Raw genomic sequence first — 16,052 nt, 5'->3', positions numbered from 1 at the left:
GCTCAGGCTTCGGAGTTGAAACGCAGCAAGCGCGCCCAGTCGATCGCGCCCTGTTCGTCACAGAACTCCAGGGTAAATTCTCGGGTGAACTTGTTAATCATCTGCCCGTAGCTCTCGGCGAACTCGTCGTTGCGCTCACGGGCCTTGAAGCCCAGCGGCTCGATCAGCTCCAGGTAAAGATCCTCGTCACCTGAAATGAACGCCCAGAAACGCTGGCCGCAATATTTGAAATAGCTGCCTTTGTCGGGATTGTTGTCGCGCCCATAGCAACAGCCATTGACCGCAACTACCTGCAGCCCCGAATTACCGGTACGCAGGGTGCGCTGGGCGGTGAGAAAATTGCTTTTCATCTGACCGATCTGCGAGCTATTACCCCAGTTCGGCCCAGACTTGATCGCCACGATGTAACGCAAGCCCTCCTTATCGAATTCCAGATCAACTCCGGTGATACCGGACTTCCAACCCCCATAGACCTGAGCATTGATAAAGATCGCCAATCCTTCCAACCAATCGCCGAACAAGGTTTCTTCGTTGGAGGAAATATGCGCGTCGATGATCCCGCGAATGATCTGCTCGGCCGTGAGGACGTGCTTGGCGCGGTACATATAAGGGTTCTTACGCTTGAGCACATCTTTGAGCTTGAGCCGCCCAAGGCTGGCAATACGTTTCTGGTGAAAGGCACCAATATTCAGCTCGACGTAACGCGCCACATCATCGAGATTCAACGGATTCATCGCCAACATTCTTATTCACAAGGCTTGCAGATGAAGCCGGATGAGGCCAGTGACCTCATCCGCACTACGATCACTTCAGACCCAGTACATCCTGCATGTCGTAAAGACCGGCAGAGCGTTCTCGCAACCAGGAGGCCGCACGCACGGCGCCGTTGGCGAAGGTCATGCGACTGGAGGCCTTGTGGGTGATCTCCACACGCTCGCCGTCGGCAGCGAACAGTACGGTGTGATCGCCGACCACGTCGCCGGCCCGTACCGTGGCGAAACCGATGGTTTCGCGAGCGCGGGCGCCGGTCTGGCCTTCACGCCCATAGACCGCGACCTTTTCAAGATCGCGCCCCAGGGCATTGGCGATGACTTCACCCATGCGCAGCGCGGTACCGGACGGTGCATCGACCTTGTGACGGTGATGGGCCTCGAGGATTTCGATGTCCACATCGTCACCCAGCACCCGCGCCGCGGTATCGAGCAGATTCAGGCACAGGTTGACGCCCACGCTGAAGTTGGCGGCGAAGACGATCGGAATATCCTTGCCCGCTTCGACCAGCAGCTGCTTTTCAGCAGCGCTGAAACCAGTGGTGCCGATGACCATCGCCTTGCCTGCCTTTCGGCAGATCTCCAGATTCTTCAGGGTTACCGAGGGGTGAGTGAAGTCGATCAGCACATCGAATTGATCGAGCACGCCCTGCAGATCACCACCAACCGCAACACCGAGTTTGCCGACAGCGGCCAGCTCGCCAGCATCAGCACCCAACAACGTACTTTCAGGACGCGCCACTGCAGCACCAAGGCTGACACCTTCGGCTTGCTGCACGGCCTCGATCAGATTTTTGCCCATGCGCCCGGCGGCGCCTGTCACTGCAATACGCATATGCATCGCTCCAAACTGCAAGCGGCGAGCTACTGGTTCTGACCAATAGCCCGCCGCTCGTTGACGAATTAAAGATCGCCGAAGAAACGTTTGACGCCTTCAAACCAGCCGTTGGCCTTGGGCGAGTGGGAACTGTTACCCGCCAGGGACTGACGAAATTCGTCGAGCAGCTCGCGCTGACGACGATCCAGGTTGATCGGCGTTTCCACCGCCACCTTGCACATTAGGTCGCCAGCACCGCCACCACGCACCGGGGCCACGCCCTTGCCACGCAGACGGAACAGCTTGCCGGTCTGTGTACCTTCCGGGATCTTCAGCTTGACCCGACCATCGAGGGTCGGCACTTCCAGCTCGCCACCCAACGCCGCATCGGCGAAGCTGATCGGCACTTCGCAGTACAGATGCTTGCCGTCACGCTGGAAGATCGCGTGCTCACGCACATTGACGACCACATACAGATCGCCAGCCGGGCCACCCATGGTGCCCGCCTCGCCCTCGCCGGACAGGCGAATACGGTCGCCGGTATCGACACCCGCCGGCACCTTGACCGAGAGCGTCTTGTGCTCTTCGACACGGCCATGGCCGTGGCAGGAGCCACAGGGGTCGGTGATCATCTTGCCGCTGCCGTGGCAGCGCGGGCAGGTCTGCTGCACCGAGAAGAAGCCCTGTTGCATGCGCACCTGGCCGATACCACCGCAGGTGGTACAGGTAACCGGGCTGGTGCCCTTCTTGGCGCCAGAGCCTTCGCAGACCTTGCAGTTGACCAGCGTCGGCACGCGAATGGTCACCGTGGTGCCACGTACCGCCTCTTCGAGATCCAGCTCCAGGGTGTAACGCAGGTCGCTGCCGCGTTGGGCTCCGCCGCGCTGACCGCCACGCTGGCCACCGAAGAAATCACTGAACACGTCGCCGAAGATATCGGAGAAGTTGGCGCTGCCGCCGCCAAAGCCGCCACCGCCACCCATCTGCGGGTCGACACCGGCATGACCGTACTGATCGTAAGCGCTGCGCTTGCCCGCATCGGACAACACTTCGTAGGCCTCGTTGGCCTCCTTGAAGGCGTCTTCGGCAGCCTTGTCGCCGGGGTTGCGATCGGGGTGATGCTTCATCGCCAGGCGGCGGTAAGCCTTTTTCAGCTCCGCCTCGCTGGCACCGCGCTCGACCCCGAGCACTTCGTAGTAGTCACGTTTAGACATGGGTTTCTAACACTCTCAAAATTCGTACCGTCCAGACACGCCAACGCGGGAGCAAGCCCCCGCGCGGCGGATCGCCCTGGCACACAGCTGTGCGACAGGGCGCAAACACAGGCAAGCCGGGGCTTACTTGTTGTCCTTGACTTCCTCGAACTCGGCGTCGACCACGTCGTCCGCAGAGCCCTTGGTTTCACCGGCATCCGCCGCCGCACCGGCAGCACCTGGCTGCGGCTGTTCGGCATACATTTTCTGCGCCAGCGGCGTGGTCGCTTCGGACAGGGCATTCATCTTCGCTTCGATGGCTGCCTTGTCGTCGCCACGTACGGCAACTTCCAATTCACCCAGCGCAGTTTCGATGGCCGCCTTCTCGTCCGCAGTGGCCTTGTCGCCAGCTTCGGTGAGCATCTTGCGGGTCGCATGAACCAGCTGATCGCCCTGGTTACGGGCAGTGGCCAGTTCTTCGAACTTGCGGTCTTCCTCGGCGTTGGCCTCGGCGTCACGCACCATGCGCTCGATCTCGTCATCGGACAGGCCGGAGTTGGCCTTGATCACGATGGACTGGGTCTTGCCGGTTGCCTTGTCCTTCGCGCCGACGTGCAGGATGCCGTTGGCGTCGATGTCGAAGGTCACTTCGATCTGCGGCACGCCACGCGGAGCTGGCGGAATCTCGGCCAGGTCGAACTTGCCCAGGGACTTGTTCTGACCGGCTTGCTTGCGCTCACCCTGCAGCACATGGATGGTCACAGCGCCCTGGTTGTCGTCCGCGGTGGAGAACACCTGCGACTTCTTGGTCGGGATGGTGGTGTTCTTGTCGATCAGCGCAGTCATCACGCCACCCATGGTTTCGATACCCAGGGTCAGCGGCGAAACGTCGAGCAGCAGTACGTCCTTGACGTCACCAGCCAGAACCGCACCTTGAATGGCAGCCCCCATGGCAACGGCTTCGTCCGGGTTGACGTCCTTGCGTGCTTCTTTGCCGAAGAACTCGGTCACCAGCTTCTGCACCAGCGGCATACGAGTCTGACCACCGACCAGGATCACGTCGTTGATCGCACCAATGTCGATACCGGCATCTTTCAGCGCAATGCGGCAAGGCTCGATGGTGCGCTGCACCAGATCCTCGACCAGCGATTCCAGCTTGGCGCGGGAGATCTTCACGTTCAGGTGCTTCGGACCGGTGGCGTCTGCAGTGATGTACGGCAGGTTGACGTCGGTCTGCTGGCTCGAGGACAGCTCGATTTTAGCCTTTTCGGCAGCTTCCTTGAGGCGCTGCATAGCCAGCGGATCGCCCTTGAGGCTCATGCCGCTTTCTTTCTTGAATTCGTCGACGAGGTAGTCGATCAGGCGGATGTCGAAGTCCTCACCACCGAGGAACGTATCGCCATTGGTAGCCAACACTTCGAACTGGTGCTCACCGTCGACTTCAGCGATCTCGATCACCGACACGTCGAAAGTACCGCCGCCCAGGTCATAAACGATCACGGTGTGATCGCCCTTGGCCTTGTCCATGCCATAGGCCAGCGCAGCCGCGGTCGGCTCGTTGATGATGCGCTTGACGTCCAGACCAGCGATGCGACCGGCATCCTTGGTGGCCTGACGCTGGCTGTCGTTGAAGTAAGCCGGAACGGTGATCACCGCTTCGGTGACTGCTTCGCCGAGATAGTCTTCGGCGGTCTTCTTCATCTTCTTGAGAATTTCAGCCGAGATCTGCGGCGGCGCCATTTTCTGGCCGTTGACTTCGACCCAAGCATCGCCGTTATCAGCCTTGGCGATCTTGTACGGCACCATCTGAATGTCTTTCTGCACGACTTCTTCGTCGAAGCGACGACCGATCAGACGCTTCACCGCATACAAGGTGTTGTGCGGATTGGTCACAGCCTGACGCTTGGCCGACTGGCCGACCAGAATCTCGCCATCGTTGGCGTAAGCGATGATCGACGGCGTGGTGCGCGCGCCTTCGGCGTTTTCGATGACTTTGACTTTGCCATTTTCAAGAATGGAGACGCAGGAGTTGGTGGTCCCCAGGTCGATACCAATAATTTTGCCCATTTTACTCTCCCGAAACTTTGATATAGCCGCAGCGTTGTCGTGACCGCTGCGGTAGCACTAATACGCTTGACTTAATAGATGGGGGCTCAGCCGCCGATTTCAAGCCTGCTCGTCAATGGACGGTGGCGCCTCGGCCGGTGCCTTGCTGACCACGACCATCGCCGGGCGCAGCAGGCGACCATTGAGCATGTAGCCCTTCTGAAACACCTTGAGCACGCTGTTTGGCTCGACGTTGGTGCTTTCCTGCAAAGCCATGGCCTGATGGTGCTCCGGATTGAACGGCGCACCATGCGGATCGATAGCTTCCAGCTGATGACGCTTGAGGGTGTCGAGCAGCAATTTGAGCGTCAGCTCCAAGCCCTCGCGCACGGCCTTAATGGCCTCATCGTCCGGGCTCGACAACTCGAGACCGCGCTCCAGGCTGTCAACCACCGGCAGCAGATCGTTGGCGAATTTCTCGAGAGCGAATTTATGCGCCTTCTCGACATCCTGCTCAGCGCGGCGGCGCACGTTCTGCAGATCGGCAGCCATGCGCAGCGACTGATCCTGCGCAGCCGCCAGTTGCTCTTCCAGCGTTTGCACGCGAGCAATCAGGTCGTCACTCAGCGCAGCGTCATTCGCTTCAGCCTCGGGAGTCTGCGGATCCAGGTTCTGTTCGTCAGCCATGCATTTCTCCTCTGAATAATTCGACGAGCCTCAACTCGCGCGTCTGCCGCCTATATAAGGACGATTTGTAGGGTTTCAAGGGGCGCAAGCACATCGCAGCAGCATACGAGGGGCAGGATTGCCACCACGAGACAAAACACTGTATAAATAACCAGACAAATTCTCGGAGGCCTCGCCATGCTGGTGCACCTGTCCGTACACAATTACGCCATCGTCGAACACCTTGATCTCGAGCTGGATAAAGGCATGAGCGTCATCAGCGGCGAAACGGGCGCCGGCAAATCGATCATGCTCGATGCCCTCGGCCTGACCCTTGGCGATCGCGCGGACAGCGGTGTGGTGCGCCCCGGAGCCGACAAGGCTGATATTCTCGCCAGCTTCGATCTGGGCGATATCCCCGAAGCCCACACCTGGCTCGCCGAACGCGATCTGGACAATGACGGCCCATGCATTCTGCGCCGCGTGATCACCGCCGAAGGCCGCTCGCGTGGCTACATCAATGGCACGCCCTGCCCGCTCGGCGACCTCAAGGCACTGGGCGAGCTGCTGATCGACATCCACAGCCAGCATGAACATCAGTCGCTGCTCAAGGCCGACACCCATCGACGCCTGCTCGATGAATATGCCAATGCCCAGGAACTGGCCCGCCAGGTGCACCTCGCCGCCCAGCGCTGGAAGCAAACCCGCAGCGAACTGGAACGCCTCGCCTCACAGGGCGATGAGCAGCGCGCGCGCCATCAACTGCTTAGCTATCAGCTGGAAGAGTTGGAGAACCTCGGGCTCGGCGAAAATGAGCTGGAGCAGCTCGAACAGGATCACAAGGCCCTGACCAACGCCGAAGGCCTGCTCGCTGCCTGTCGCCAAGTCATCGAGCAATGCAGCGAGAGCGATGCCGGCAACGTACTGTCTGCCCTGACCAACAGCTTGAGCCGACTCAGTGGCGTCCAGGGCCAACCGGGCGCGCTCAACGAAGCTGCCAACCTGCTGGCCAGCGCACAGATCCAGGTCGAAGAGGCGGTGGGCGAGCTGAACCGCTTTCTCGATCATTTCGAGGCAGACCCCCAGCGACAGCAACAACTTGAGGAGCGCCTGGATACCATCTATACCCTGGCACGCAAGCATCGCATTCACCCCAGCGAACTGCCCACCATGCAGCAGCAGTTGTTCGACGAACTGGAAGGCCTGAATGCCGATGACCAAGCCACCGAACGTCTGAGCGAAGAACTGGCCTCCTATGGCCGACACTACCAGGAGAAGGCTGCCGAACTGAGCGCCCACCGACACAAGGCAGCAGGCAAGCTGAGCAAAGCGGTGGAAAAGGAAATGCAGACGCTGGGCATGCCCGGCGGGCGCTTCAGCATTCAATTGCAGGAAAATACCAGCAACGAACCGAATGCCAATGGCCTCGAACAGGTGGAGTTTCTGGTCAGCGCCAACCCGGGCCAACCAATCAAAGCACTGGCCAAGGTGGCCTCAGGCGGCGAGCTGTCGCGTATCAGCCTGGCGATCCAGGTGATCACCGCACAGACCTCACGGGTACCGACCCTGGTGTTCGACGAAGTGGACGTGGGCATCGGCGGGCCTACCGCCGAAGTCGTCGGTCAGTTGCTGCGCTGTCTGGGCGAGCGTGGCCAGGTACTCACCGTCACTCACCTGCCCCAGGTCGCCGCCCAGGGTCACCAGCACCTGTTCGTGCACAAGGTGCGCGGCAACAACGCGACCCGTACGGCAGTCAGCAAGCTGAGTGACGCACAGCGCGTAGAGGAAATCGCCCGCATGCTCGGCGGCATCGACCTCACCGAAGAGTCACTGGCCCACGCCCGCAAGCTGGTCAGCAACGCGCAGAGCTAGTATTCGCAACACTTTATTACAGGTATGAAAAAAGCGACCCAGGGTCGCCTTTTTCATTACCGGTCGTACTTACTTTTTGACGCCAGTGGTGCGCACGTACAGAACCAGATTGTGATCAACCAGCTCGAAACCGTGCTCACGAACGATTTCTTTCTGGCGTTTTTCGATTTCAGCATCGAAAAACTCGATCACGTCACCAGTGTCCACGCACACCATATGATCGTGGTGACCGCCATCAGCCAATTCGAACACGGCATGGCCGCCATCGAAGTTGTGGCGCACCACCAGGCCGGCCGCTTCAAACTGGGTCAGAACCCGGTAAACAGTAGCCAGACCGACATCTTCACCAGCCTCCATCAGAGACTTGTAGACATCCTCTGCGCTCATGTGGCGTTGTTCGGCAGAGTCGAGCATCTGCAGGATTTTGACCCGTGGCAGGGTCACTTTCAGGCCAGCTTTGCGGAGTTCGCTATTTTCAACCATGGTCTGCTTTCTCACGGAAGCGCTTCGCAGCTTCCCTTATTGCGGGTATGATCGGGGTTTACGTTGCCCAGCCAAGATAGTGGAAGACGCCCACCGATGCAAAAAACCAAACTCCTGCTGACCAGCCTCATGTTCATGGGGCTCATCGCACTCGCCGGTTGCTCATTCCCCGGGGTTTATAAAATCGACATCCAACAGGGCAATGTCGTCACGCAGGACATGATAGACCAGTTGAGGCCGGGAATGACCCGACGCCAAGTGCGGTTTATCATGGGCAATCCCCTGCTGACCGATACCTTCCATGCCAATCGCTGGGATTACCTGTACAGCATGCAGGCCGGCGGCAGCCAGCGGCAGCAAGAGCGCGTAAGCGTAGTGTTCAACGGCGACGACCAACTGGTCGGCTTGTCCGGTGACTTCATGCCAGGCGTCAGCCGCGATGACGCAATCCTCGGCCGCGATGGCGCGCCGCAGACGGCACCGACTCAGCAGCAGGACGAACCTGCAGCCCCCGGCTCGCTGCTCGAGCAGATCCAGCGTGATGTGGATAACGTCGAAACCGTACCGGTACCGACGCCGGAGCCACTGGAAACCTCTCCCCAGTAAGTGCTCCCGCATAAAAAAGCCCCGGCCAGTGCCGGGGCTTTTTTTGTGCTCGAACAGAGCAGCACCACATGATGCCCTTCGCCACACCTCAACGCTTGTCGCTGTCTCCCGCCAGCCTTGCCCGCTCGACAGCCTGGGCTGCCCGACGCTTGCGTACGTCCTTGGGATCAGCGAGCAGCGGACGGTAGATCTCGACGCGGTCTCCCTCTTCCAGCAGCCGAGTTTCGGGCGACGCCACCACCTTGCCGAATACCCCCAGGGGCGCACCAGCCAGATCAATATCGGCAACATGCTCCTGCAACCCTGACTGCACGGCAGCCTGGCGTACCGTGCTGCCAGCCGGCAGTTGCAGCGTTAAAAGAAACTGCCTGTCAGGTGCGGCGAAGACCACTTCCACCGACACCCGCTCACTGACCATGGAGTTCCTTGGCCCGCTGACAGAATGCATCGACCATGGTGTTGGCAGCCTGGTTGAACAACGGGCCGAGGGCCGCCCGCACGATCGGACCGGCGTAATCGAAGGTCAGATCGAGGCTGATCTTGCAGGCCTTGTCGCCTAATGCCTTGAATACCCACTGCCCATGGAAATGCTCGAAGGGGCCACTCTCCAGATTCAGCTCGATGGACTGACCAGGCACCAGCACATTGCTGGTGGTGAAACGCTGGCTCAGTCCGGCCTTGGCCACTTCCAGGCTGGCGCGCATGTGCGTGTCACTGACCTCGAGCACCTCGCTCGAGGCACACCAGGGCAGAAACTCCGGGTAGCGCGCAACATCGTTGACCAGGTCATACAGCGCTTGCGCCGGGTAAGGCAGCAAGGCCGAGCGTTGAATATGAGTACTCATAACGAATGAATTTCCACGGTTGGCGACATCACATTACCGCGACATCACAGGGCGATACGGCATGCGAACGGGCATCGACCACAAGACCAGAAGTACTCACATTGTCGAGGATTCGCTCTGATGGCTCAAGCGCACCGCTGCCGCAGCGGTTTTAGCGTGAGGATGCATAGCGCGCCGCCGCCATACTCCATATAATGCGCCGCCTATGGCTAAACAAACGAAACATCCGCAAGGAAGCATCGCGCAGAACAAGAAAGCGATGCACGACTTCTTCGTCGAGTCCCGCTTCGAGGCCGGCCTGGCCCTGTCTGGCTGGGAAGTGAAAAGTCTACGTGCCAACAAAGGCCAACTGGTCGACAGCTATGTGCTGCTTAAAGACGGCGAAGCCTGGTTGATGGGTTGCCACATCACCCCACTGAAAACCGCCAGCACTCATGTCATCGCCGATCCGACGCGTACGCGCAAGCTGCTGCTGAACAAACGCGAGCTGGAAAAACTGTTCAGCTCCGTCCAGCAGAAGGGCTACGCCTGCGTAGCCCTGTCCTTGTACTGGAAACAGCACCTGGTGAAATGCGAAATCGCCCTGGCCAAAGGCAAGAAAGATTTCGACAAGCGTCACACCGAAAAAGAGCGCGACGCCGACCGCGAAGTGCAGCGCGCCATGCGCAGCAAGGGCAAGGACGAGTAAGCATGTGAATGGCCTGCTCCGCGGGTCATGTAACTAGCTCTCTCGGCGCCTGCCCCCCTGGCTGCTGAAGCTCAAACCTTGGAGCCGGCAGCCGCTTCTCGGCGCTGCGCCCGTAATTCGCGGGCCTCCTGCTGCAACGCGCCAGCCAGTACTTCCTGCACATAGTCGATATGCTGATTGGATAGCTCTCGCGCCTCCTCAGCCCGCCCTTCGATAATTGCTTCGTAAAGCGCGCGATGTTGTGCATTCAGCATGCTGCGAGTTTCGCCGCGCAGCGCATACATCCCACCGATGTTGGTGACCACATTGCGCTTTAGTAGAGCGAACAGACCACGAATGGTGTGCAGCAGCACAGCATTGTGGCTGGCCTCGGCAATTGCCAGGTGGAAACTGGCATCAGCCGCCCCCTCCTCCGCTCGCGTCACCTCGCCCGCACGCCCGTAACAATCTTGCAAACGCTCAAAAGCTTCGCTCAGGCGCTGGCGATCTCTATCAGTCGCCCGCAGAGCGGCGTAGTAAGCGCAAGAGCCCTCGAGAGTATGTCGAAACTCGAGGAGGTCACGCTGTACATCGCTATTGTTCTCTAGCAGGTGCAGCAGCGGGTCGCTGAATGTTGAGCCCACGTTTTCACAGACGTAGGTTCCTCCACCTTGGCGGCTGAACAGCAACCCCTTCGCCACCAGCTTTTGGATCGCTTCGCGCAACGAGGGACGGGACACGCCGAATTGCTCTGCCAGAACGCGTTCAGCTGGCAAGCGTTCACCAGACTTGAGCGTCCCCTCAAGAATCATGGTTTCGACCTGCCCGGCAATGTCGTCCGACAAACGCCGCTGGCGCACCTGACCTACTTCCATTGCCACGTCCCCACTGAATAAGCCAAATCCCTATACGACACAGCGCCGCATGGACAGGAAGCGAACATTCTACGACCAAAGTCTTTATGAGGCGATTTGACAGGCAATTACACAAACTTTTACCCTGACGCTCACTGCATGTAAATTGGTATTACCAATTTACATGATCACAACAAAAACAATCGGTCGAGGTCATCTCATGTTGCCCCGCTATGTCACACAGCGCCCTAACGCAGTTTCCTCCAAACACCTATTGCGCCAACGCACGGAGTGACTGCCATCATGCCTACTGGAATTCTCGCTTTACTGGCGTTTTCACCAATTCTCCTGGCGGCACTTCTACTCGTTGCCCTGCGCTGGCCTGCCAAGCGTGCCATGCCATTGGTCTATCTGCTCACCGCAGCAATTGGCCTATTTGCCTGGGACATGAGCCTCAATCGTGTACTGGCATCCACTCTGCAGGGCCTGGTGATCACCATCGGTGTGCTGTGGATCATTTTCGGCGCCATTCTGCTGCTCAATACGCTCAAACACTCGGGTGGCATCCTCGCCATTCGTTCAGGATTTTCGACCATCAGCCCTGACCGTCGAGTACAGACGATCATCATTGCGTGGCTGTTCGGCTGCTTTATCGAAGGTGCTTCCGGATTTGGTACCCCAGCAGCGGTTGCTGCACCGCTGTTGGTCGCTATCGGTTTTCCTGCCATGGCTGCAGTACTGATGGGTATGCTGGTACAGAGCACGCCAGTCTCTTTCGGCGCCGTTGGCACGCCAATTATTGTCGGCGTGAACACAGGGCTGGATACGGCCACAATCGGTGCACAACTGATTGAAAACGGCTCGTCGTGGGATCAGTTTCTGCAGTTGATCACCAGCCAGGTAGCGATCATTCATGCGATCGTGGGTGTAGTTATCCCGTTGATAATGGTGATGATGCTGACTCGCTTTTTCGGTCAGGAGAAAAGCTGGAAAGCAGGCTTGGAAGCACTGCCATTCGCGCTCTTCGCCGGCCTGGCATTTGTGCTGCCGTACGCAGCAACCGGCGTGTTGCTAGGGCCGGAATTTCCTTCACTGATCGGAGGGCTGGTGGGCCTGGCCATTGTCACCAGCGCCGCACGCTGTGGTTTTCTGGTGCCGAAAAAGACCTGGGACTTCGCGCCGGCGGACAAATGGCCAAGCGAATGGCTGGGCAGCGTGGAAATCAAACTCGAAAACCTGAGTGCAAAACCAATGGGTGCAATACGCGCCTGGTTTCCCTATGTGCTGGTCGGTGCTCTGCTGGTTATCAGCCGGATCCTCCCTGAAGTCGGCAGTGCGCTCAAGGCGATTGCCATAGACTTCCCCAACCTGCTTGGTGAATCTGGCGTCAGCGCCAACTTCCAGCCGCTTTATCTGCCTGGCGGCATTCTGGTTGCAGTCGTGCTGGCGACCTTCTTTTTGCATGGCATGAAGGTTCGCGAGCTAAGCGCGGCGGTCAAGGAATCCTCCAATGTACTACTCAGCGCCAGCTTCGTGCTGTTGTTCACCGTGCCGATGGTGCGCATCCTGATCAACTCCGGCGTCAACGGCGCGGAACTGGCTAGCATGCCGATTCTTATGGCTCGCTGGGTAGCCGACAGTGTCGGAGGTGTTTACCCGCTGCTGGCCCCCAGTATCGGTGCGCTAGGCGCCTTCATCGCCGGCTCCAATACGGTCAGTAACATGATGTTCAGTCAGTTCCAGTTCGGGGTGGCAAACAGCCTCGGTATTTCCAGTGCGTTGATTGTCGCGGTGCAAGCCATTGGTGCTGCTGCAGGCAATATGGTTGCCATTCACAACGTGGTTGCCGCCTCGGCCACGGTGGGTCTGCTTGGGCGTGAAGGAAACATCCTGCGTAAAACCATCTGGCCAACGCTGTACTACGTGATCTTCACTGGTGTTATCGCACTGATCGCGATCTACCTGCTGGATATCAGCGATCCGTTGCTTGGCACCTGACCACAGCCTGTTAGTGCGCCCCGACAATGCCGGGGCGCTTGCCGTACAAAATCCCCTTTATTTTCTTGCGACGGGATGAGCCCATGATCATTTCAGCCTCCACCGACTACCGCGCCGCCGCCCAGCGTCGCCTGCCGCCGTTCCTGTTCCATTACATCGACGGCGGCGCCTATGCCGAATACACGCTACGGCGTAACGTCGAGGATCTCGCCAGTATCGCCCTGCGCCAGCGCGTATTGAAGAACATGTCCGAACTGAGCCTGGAAACCCAGCTGTTCGGCGAGAGATTGTCGATGCCGGTCGTTCTGGCCCCAGTCGGCCTGACCGGTATGTTCGCGCGCCGCGGTGAAGTACAGGCGGCCAAGGCAGCAGCGGACAAAGGTATTCCCTTCACGCTCTCCACCGTTTCGGTGTGTCCGATCGAGGAAGTGGCGCCGGCGCTCAGCCGCCCGATGTGGTTTCAGCTGTACGTATTGAAAGACCGCGGCTTCATGAAGAACGCCCTGGAGCGGGCCAAGGCGGCCGGCGTGACCACCCTGGTATTCACCGTCGACATGCCTACCCCAGGCGCTCGTTATCGTGACGCGCACTCGGGCATGAGCGGCCCAAACGCCGCCATGCGCCGCATGCTACAAGCCTTCACTCACCCAGCCTGGGCGCTGGACGTAGGTCTGTTGGGCAAGCCCCATGACCTGGGAAATATTTCCGCCTACCGCGGCAGCCCTACCGGCCTGGCCGATTACATCGGCTGGCTGGGCGCCAACTTCGACCCGTCGATTTCCTGGAAGGATCTCGAATGGATTCGCGAGTTCTGGGATGGCCCAATGGTGATCAAGGGCATCCTCGATGCCGAAGATGCCCGCGACGCGGTGCGTTTCGGTGCCGACGGCATCGTCGTCTCCAACCATGGTGGTCGCCAGCTCGATGGCGTGCTATCCAGCGCTCGCGCCTTGCCGGCCATCGCCGACGCTGTGAAGGGTGACCTGAAGATCCTCGCCGACTCGGGTATCCGCAGCGGCCTGGACGTGGTACGCATGATCGCCCTCGGCGCCGATACCGTGATGCTTGGCCGCGCCTTCGTCTACGCACTTGCTGCGGCGGGCGGCGCGGGCGTGAGCAACCTGCTGAGCCTGATCGACAAGGAAATGCGTGTGGCCATGGTGCTGACCGGCGCCAGATCCATTTCGGAGATCAGCGCCGAGTCTCTGGTTCGGGAGCTCTGAGGCATGCCATCCATCAGCCGCGACACCCTGCTGGCAACCCTGCGTGAAGCGGTGGGTAGCGAGCATGTGCTTACCGACGAGCAGAGCACCCGGCGCTTTCGCAAGGGCCATCGTACCGGGGACGGCGGCGTGCTGGCCGTAGTACGGCCCGGCACGTTGCTGGAGCAATGGCGGGTACTGCAGGCAGCCGTCGCCGCCGATCGCATCGTCATCATGCAGGCGGCCAACACCGGCCTCACCGGTGGCTCGACACCGGATGGCAACGACTACGATCGCGAGATCGTACTGATGAGCACCCTGCGTATCACCGACGTGCAATTGATCAACGATGGCGAACAAGTGGTGTGCCTGCCCGGCGCCACACTGGATCGCCTGGAACAAGCATTGGCGCCACTCGGCCGCGAGCCCCATTCGGTGATCGGCTCCTCGTGCATCGGTGCTTCGGTACTCGGCGGCGTGTGCAACAACTCGGGAGGTTCGCTGGTTCGTCGTGGCCCGGCCTACACCGAACTGGCGCTGTACGCGCAAGTGAAGGAGGACGGCACGCTGGAGCTGATCAACCACCTGGGCATCGAGCTGGGCAACAGCCCCGAGGAAATCCTCACCCGCCTGCAGCGTGGCGACTACAGCCCGTTCCAGGTCATCAATGACGGCACTGGCAAGGCTTCGGACGGCAGCTATGGAGCGTACGTGCGCGACGTGGATGCGGATACACCGGCGCGCTTCAATGCCGACCCGTCACGGCTGTTCGAGGCCTCCGGCTCGGCTGGCAAGCTGTGCCTGTTCGCCGTGCGCCTGGATACCTTTCCCAAGGAGCCGAGCACCGTCTTCTATATCGGCAGCAACGATCCGCACGACCTCACCGAGGTGCGCCGCCACCTGCTCAGCCAGTTGCCGAGCCTGCCTATTGCCGGCGAGTACATTCATCGCACCGCCTTCGACATCGGTGAGAAATACGGCAAGGACACCTTTCTGGTCATCGACAGATTCGGCACTGCCAAAGTACCCGCGGCCTTCGCGCTGAAAAGCCGCGTCGATGGCTTCTTCGAACGCTTAGGTCTGCGTGGCGTAAGCGATCGGGCGATTCAGTTGCTGATGAACCTGCTGCCCAGCCATCTGCCCCAGCGCATGCGTAAGTATCGCAATCGCTACGAACATCACCTCCTCGTCCGAGTCGCCAATGACAGCCTGGAGCAGACCCGCACCTTTCTGAGCGAATACTTTGACCAGCGCACCAGCGGCGCCTTTTTCGAATGTGACGCCGACGAGGGGCGCAAGGCATTCCTGCACCGCTTCGCCATCGCCGGCGCGGCGATCCGCTATCGTGAGGCGCACCGCAACACCGTCGAAGATATCCTCGCCCTGGATATCGCCCTGCGCCGCAACGACCGCGACTGGGTCGAGACGCTACCGGCAGCGATGGAGGAACAGATCATCCACAAGCTCTACTACGGTCACTTCTTCTGCCACGTGTTCCATCAGGATTACATCGTCAAGAAGGGCGTCGATCCAATAGCAATGGAGCACGCCATGTGGACACTGCTCGATGAGCGCCGCGCCGAGTACCCGGCCGAGCACAACGTCGGTCACCTGTATATCGCCAAGCCGGCGCTAGCGGATTTCTACCGCGAACTGGATCCGACCAACGCCTTCAACCCAGGTATCGGCCAGACATCGAAGAAGAAACATTGGGAGAAGTGCTGCGCCGATCATTGAGACCCGTAAAGAAGAAAGGGGAGACCTCTCGGCCTCCCCTTTCGTAGATGTCCTGTGCTGGCAATTCTGTCGCCGCTTTCCTCGCCCGCCTGGTTGGGCAGTGCGGACCCGGGTGCCGTGACGACCCGGTTGGGTCGGCGGCGCCAGCTCTCCTGATTGGGCGAGCCGGGTGGACGTGTCGTCCGGGCCTTGAAACTGAGGTAAAGCTTACGCCCGACAGCGCGACCAGATATTGCAAACATTGCTTAAATAAGCATCGCTTGCGCAATTTAACGTTAATCCATCAATATTCAGCG

Annotated in this window: 15 protein-coding genes; 6 read left to right on the top strand and 9 right to left on the bottom strand. The window is 59.7% G+C overall.

Features of this window, described 5'->3' with window-relative positions:
- Nucleotides 1-2 precede the first annotated feature (2 nt).
- From ACZ0AI_RS22185 to grpE, 5 genes are all read right to left on the bottom strand, one after another.
- A complete protein-coding gene (locus ACZ0AI_RS22185; RefSeq protein WP_225835105.1) occupies nt 3-734 on the bottom strand; it encodes a PmeII family type II restriction endonuclease in 732 nt (243 codons plus the stop codon).
- 70 nt (nt 735-804) lie between these two features.
- Nucleotides 805-1,605 carry a 4-hydroxy-tetrahydrodipicolinate reductase gene (gene dapB / locus ACZ0AI_RS22180; RefSeq protein WP_463563711.1) on the bottom strand — a complete coding sequence of 267 codons (801 nt, stop codon included), beginning with the start codon at nt 1,603-1,605 and terminating at the stop codon, nt 805-807.
- 68 nt (nt 1,606-1,673) lie between these two features.
- Nucleotides 1,674-2,801, bottom strand: coding sequence for a molecular chaperone DnaJ (dnaJ, locus tag ACZ0AI_RS22175; protein ID WP_225835108.1), 1,128 nt, complete (start codon nt 2,799-2,801; stop codon nt 1,674-1,676).
- Between the two features lie 123 nt (nt 2,802-2,924).
- Nucleotides 2,925-4,847, bottom strand: a complete 1,923-nt coding sequence (gene dnaK / locus ACZ0AI_RS22170) for a molecular chaperone DnaK (RefSeq protein WP_463563710.1) — start codon at nt 4,845-4,847, stop codon at nt 2,925-2,927.
- 99 nt (nt 4,848-4,946) lie between these two features.
- Entirely contained in the window at nt 4,947-5,513 is a 567-nt protein-coding gene (grpE, locus tag ACZ0AI_RS22165) for a nucleotide exchange factor GrpE (RefSeq protein ID WP_463563709.1), read from the bottom strand.
- 177 nt (nt 5,514-5,690) lie between these two features.
- Between grpE and recN the strand changes: the two genes are divergently transcribed.
- Entirely contained in the window at nt 5,691-7,364 is a 1,674-nt protein-coding gene (recN, locus tag ACZ0AI_RS22160) for a DNA repair protein RecN (RefSeq protein ID WP_463563708.1), read from the top strand.
- Between the two features lie 69 nt (nt 7,365-7,433).
- On the opposite strand, the gene fur is transcribed toward recN, so the two are convergent.
- Nucleotides 7,434-7,847 carry a ferric iron uptake transcriptional regulator gene (gene fur, locus ACZ0AI_RS22155; protein WP_225835115.1) on the bottom strand — a complete coding sequence of 138 codons (414 nt, stop codon included), beginning with the start codon at nt 7,845-7,847 and terminating at the stop codon, nt 7,434-7,436.
- A gap of 96 nt (nt 7,848-7,943) precedes the next feature.
- Here fur and ACZ0AI_RS22150 point away from each other — a divergent pair, with 96 nt between their 5' ends.
- Nucleotides 7,944-8,453 (top strand): outer membrane protein assembly factor BamE, encoded by a 510-nt coding sequence (locus ACZ0AI_RS22150; RefSeq protein WP_225835116.1) that lies wholly within the window; start codon nt 7,944-7,946, stop codon nt 8,451-8,453.
- A gap of 88 nt (nt 8,454-8,541) precedes the next feature.
- Here the strand turns inward: ACZ0AI_RS22150 and ACZ0AI_RS22145 are convergent, their stop codons facing one another.
- Both ACZ0AI_RS22145 and ACZ0AI_RS22140 read right to left on the bottom strand, forming a co-directional pair.
- A complete protein-coding gene (locus ACZ0AI_RS22145; RefSeq protein WP_463563707.1) occupies nt 8,542-8,871 on the bottom strand; it encodes an RnfH family protein in 330 nt (109 codons plus the stop codon).
- Nucleotides 8,861-9,298, bottom strand: a complete 438-nt coding sequence (locus tag ACZ0AI_RS22140) for a type II toxin-antitoxin system RatA family toxin (protein WP_225835120.1) — start codon at nt 9,296-9,298, stop codon at nt 8,861-8,863. Before ACZ0AI_RS22140 ends, ACZ0AI_RS22145 begins: the two co-directional genes overlap by 11 nt.
- A 205-nt stretch (nt 9,299-9,503) precedes the next feature.
- On the opposite strand from ACZ0AI_RS22140, the gene smpB reads away from it, so the two are divergent.
- Nucleotides 9,504-9,986, top strand: a complete 483-nt coding sequence (gene smpB / locus ACZ0AI_RS22135) for an SsrA-binding protein SmpB (protein WP_463563706.1) — start codon at nt 9,504-9,506, stop codon at nt 9,984-9,986.
- 71 nt (nt 9,987-10,057) lie between these two features.
- Here the strand turns inward: smpB and ACZ0AI_RS22130 are convergent, their stop codons facing one another.
- On the bottom strand, nt 10,058-10,840 hold the full coding sequence (locus ACZ0AI_RS22130; RefSeq protein ID WP_463563705.1) for an FCD domain-containing protein: 783 nt from the start codon (nt 10,838-10,840) through the stop codon (nt 10,058-10,060).
- Nucleotides 10,841-11,122: 282 nt separating this feature from the next.
- Between ACZ0AI_RS22130 and ACZ0AI_RS22125 the strand changes: the two genes are divergently transcribed.
- The 3 genes from ACZ0AI_RS22125 (at nt 11,123) to dld (ending at nt 15,756) form a co-directional block, all read left to right on the top strand.
- On the top strand, nt 11,123-12,817 hold the full coding sequence (locus tag ACZ0AI_RS22125) for an L-lactate permease (protein ID WP_463563704.1): 1,695 nt from the start codon (nt 11,123-11,125) through the stop codon (nt 12,815-12,817).
- A gap of 83 nt (nt 12,818-12,900) precedes the next feature.
- The gene (gene lldD, locus ACZ0AI_RS22120; RefSeq protein ID WP_463563703.1) at nt 12,901-14,040 is read left to right on the top strand and encodes an FMN-dependent L-lactate dehydrogenase LldD; all 1,140 of its coding nucleotides are present in this window, start codon (nt 12,901-12,903) and stop codon (nt 14,038-14,040) included.
- Nucleotides 14,041-14,043: 3 nt separating this feature from the next.
- The gene (gene dld / locus ACZ0AI_RS22115; RefSeq protein ID WP_463563702.1) at nt 14,044-15,756 is read left to right on the top strand and encodes a D-lactate dehydrogenase; all 1,713 of its coding nucleotides are present in this window, start codon (nt 14,044-14,046) and stop codon (nt 15,754-15,756) included.
- The last annotated feature ends 296 nt before the right edge of the window (nt 15,757-16,052 follow it).

Source organism: Pseudomonas sp. AC355, from assembly GCF_979258205.1.
The sequence above is the reverse complement of the archived record's forward strand: the minus strand, read 5'-3'. Positions and strand labels throughout refer to the sequence as shown.

Excerpts from the sequence above, each read along its gene's own strand:
- ACZ0AI_RS22130 (WP_463563705.1), bottom strand. The coding sequence starts at position 10,840 with ATGGAAGTAGGTCAGGTGCGCCAGCGGCGTTTGTCGGACGACATTGCC.
- ACZ0AI_RS22125 (WP_463563704.1), top strand. The coding sequence starts at position 11,123 with ATGCCTACTGGAATTCTCGCTTTACTGGCGTTTTCACCAATTCTCCTG.
- dld (WP_463563702.1), top strand. The coding sequence starts at position 14,044 with ATGCCATCCATCAGCCGCGACACCCTGCTGGCAACCCTGCGTGAAGCG.
- fur (WP_225835115.1), bottom strand. The coding sequence starts at position 7,847 with ATGGTTGAAAATAGCGAACTCCGCAAAGCTGGCCTGAAAGTGACCCTG.
- ACZ0AI_RS22185 (WP_225835105.1), bottom strand. The coding sequence starts at position 734 with ATGAATCCGTTGAATCTCGATGATGTGGCGCGTTACGTCGAGCTGAAT.
- lldD (WP_463563703.1), top strand. The coding sequence starts at position 12,901 with ATGATCATTTCAGCCTCCACCGACTACCGCGCCGCCGCCCAGCGTCGC.
- smpB (WP_463563706.1), top strand. The coding sequence starts at position 9,504 with ATGGCTAAACAAACGAAACATCCGCAAGGAAGCATCGCGCAGAACAAG.
- ACZ0AI_RS22140 (WP_225835120.1), bottom strand. The coding sequence starts at position 9,298 with ATGAGTACTCATATTCAACGCTCGGCCTTGCTGCCTTACCCGGCGCAA.
- recN (WP_463563708.1), top strand. The coding sequence starts at position 5,691 with ATGCTGGTGCACCTGTCCGTACACAATTACGCCATCGTCGAACACCTT.
- dnaK (WP_463563710.1), bottom strand. The coding sequence starts at position 4,847 with ATGGGCAAAATTATTGGTATCGACCTGGGGACCACCAACTCCTGCGTC.
- dapB (WP_463563711.1), bottom strand. The coding sequence starts at position 1,605 with ATGCGTATTGCAGTGACAGGCGCCGCCGGGCGCATGGGCAAAAATCTG.
- grpE (WP_463563709.1), bottom strand. The coding sequence starts at position 5,513 with ATGGCTGACGAACAGAACCTGGATCCGCAGACTCCCGAGGCTGAAGCG.
- ACZ0AI_RS22150 (WP_225835116.1), top strand. The coding sequence starts at position 7,944 with ATGCAAAAAACCAAACTCCTGCTGACCAGCCTCATGTTCATGGGGCTC.
- dnaJ (WP_225835108.1), bottom strand. The coding sequence starts at position 2,801 with ATGTCTAAACGTGACTACTACGAAGTGCTCGGGGTCGAGCGCGGTGCC.
- ACZ0AI_RS22145 (WP_463563707.1), bottom strand. The coding sequence starts at position 8,871 with ATGGTCAGTGAGCGGGTGTCGGTGGAAGTGGTCTTCGCCGCACCTGAC.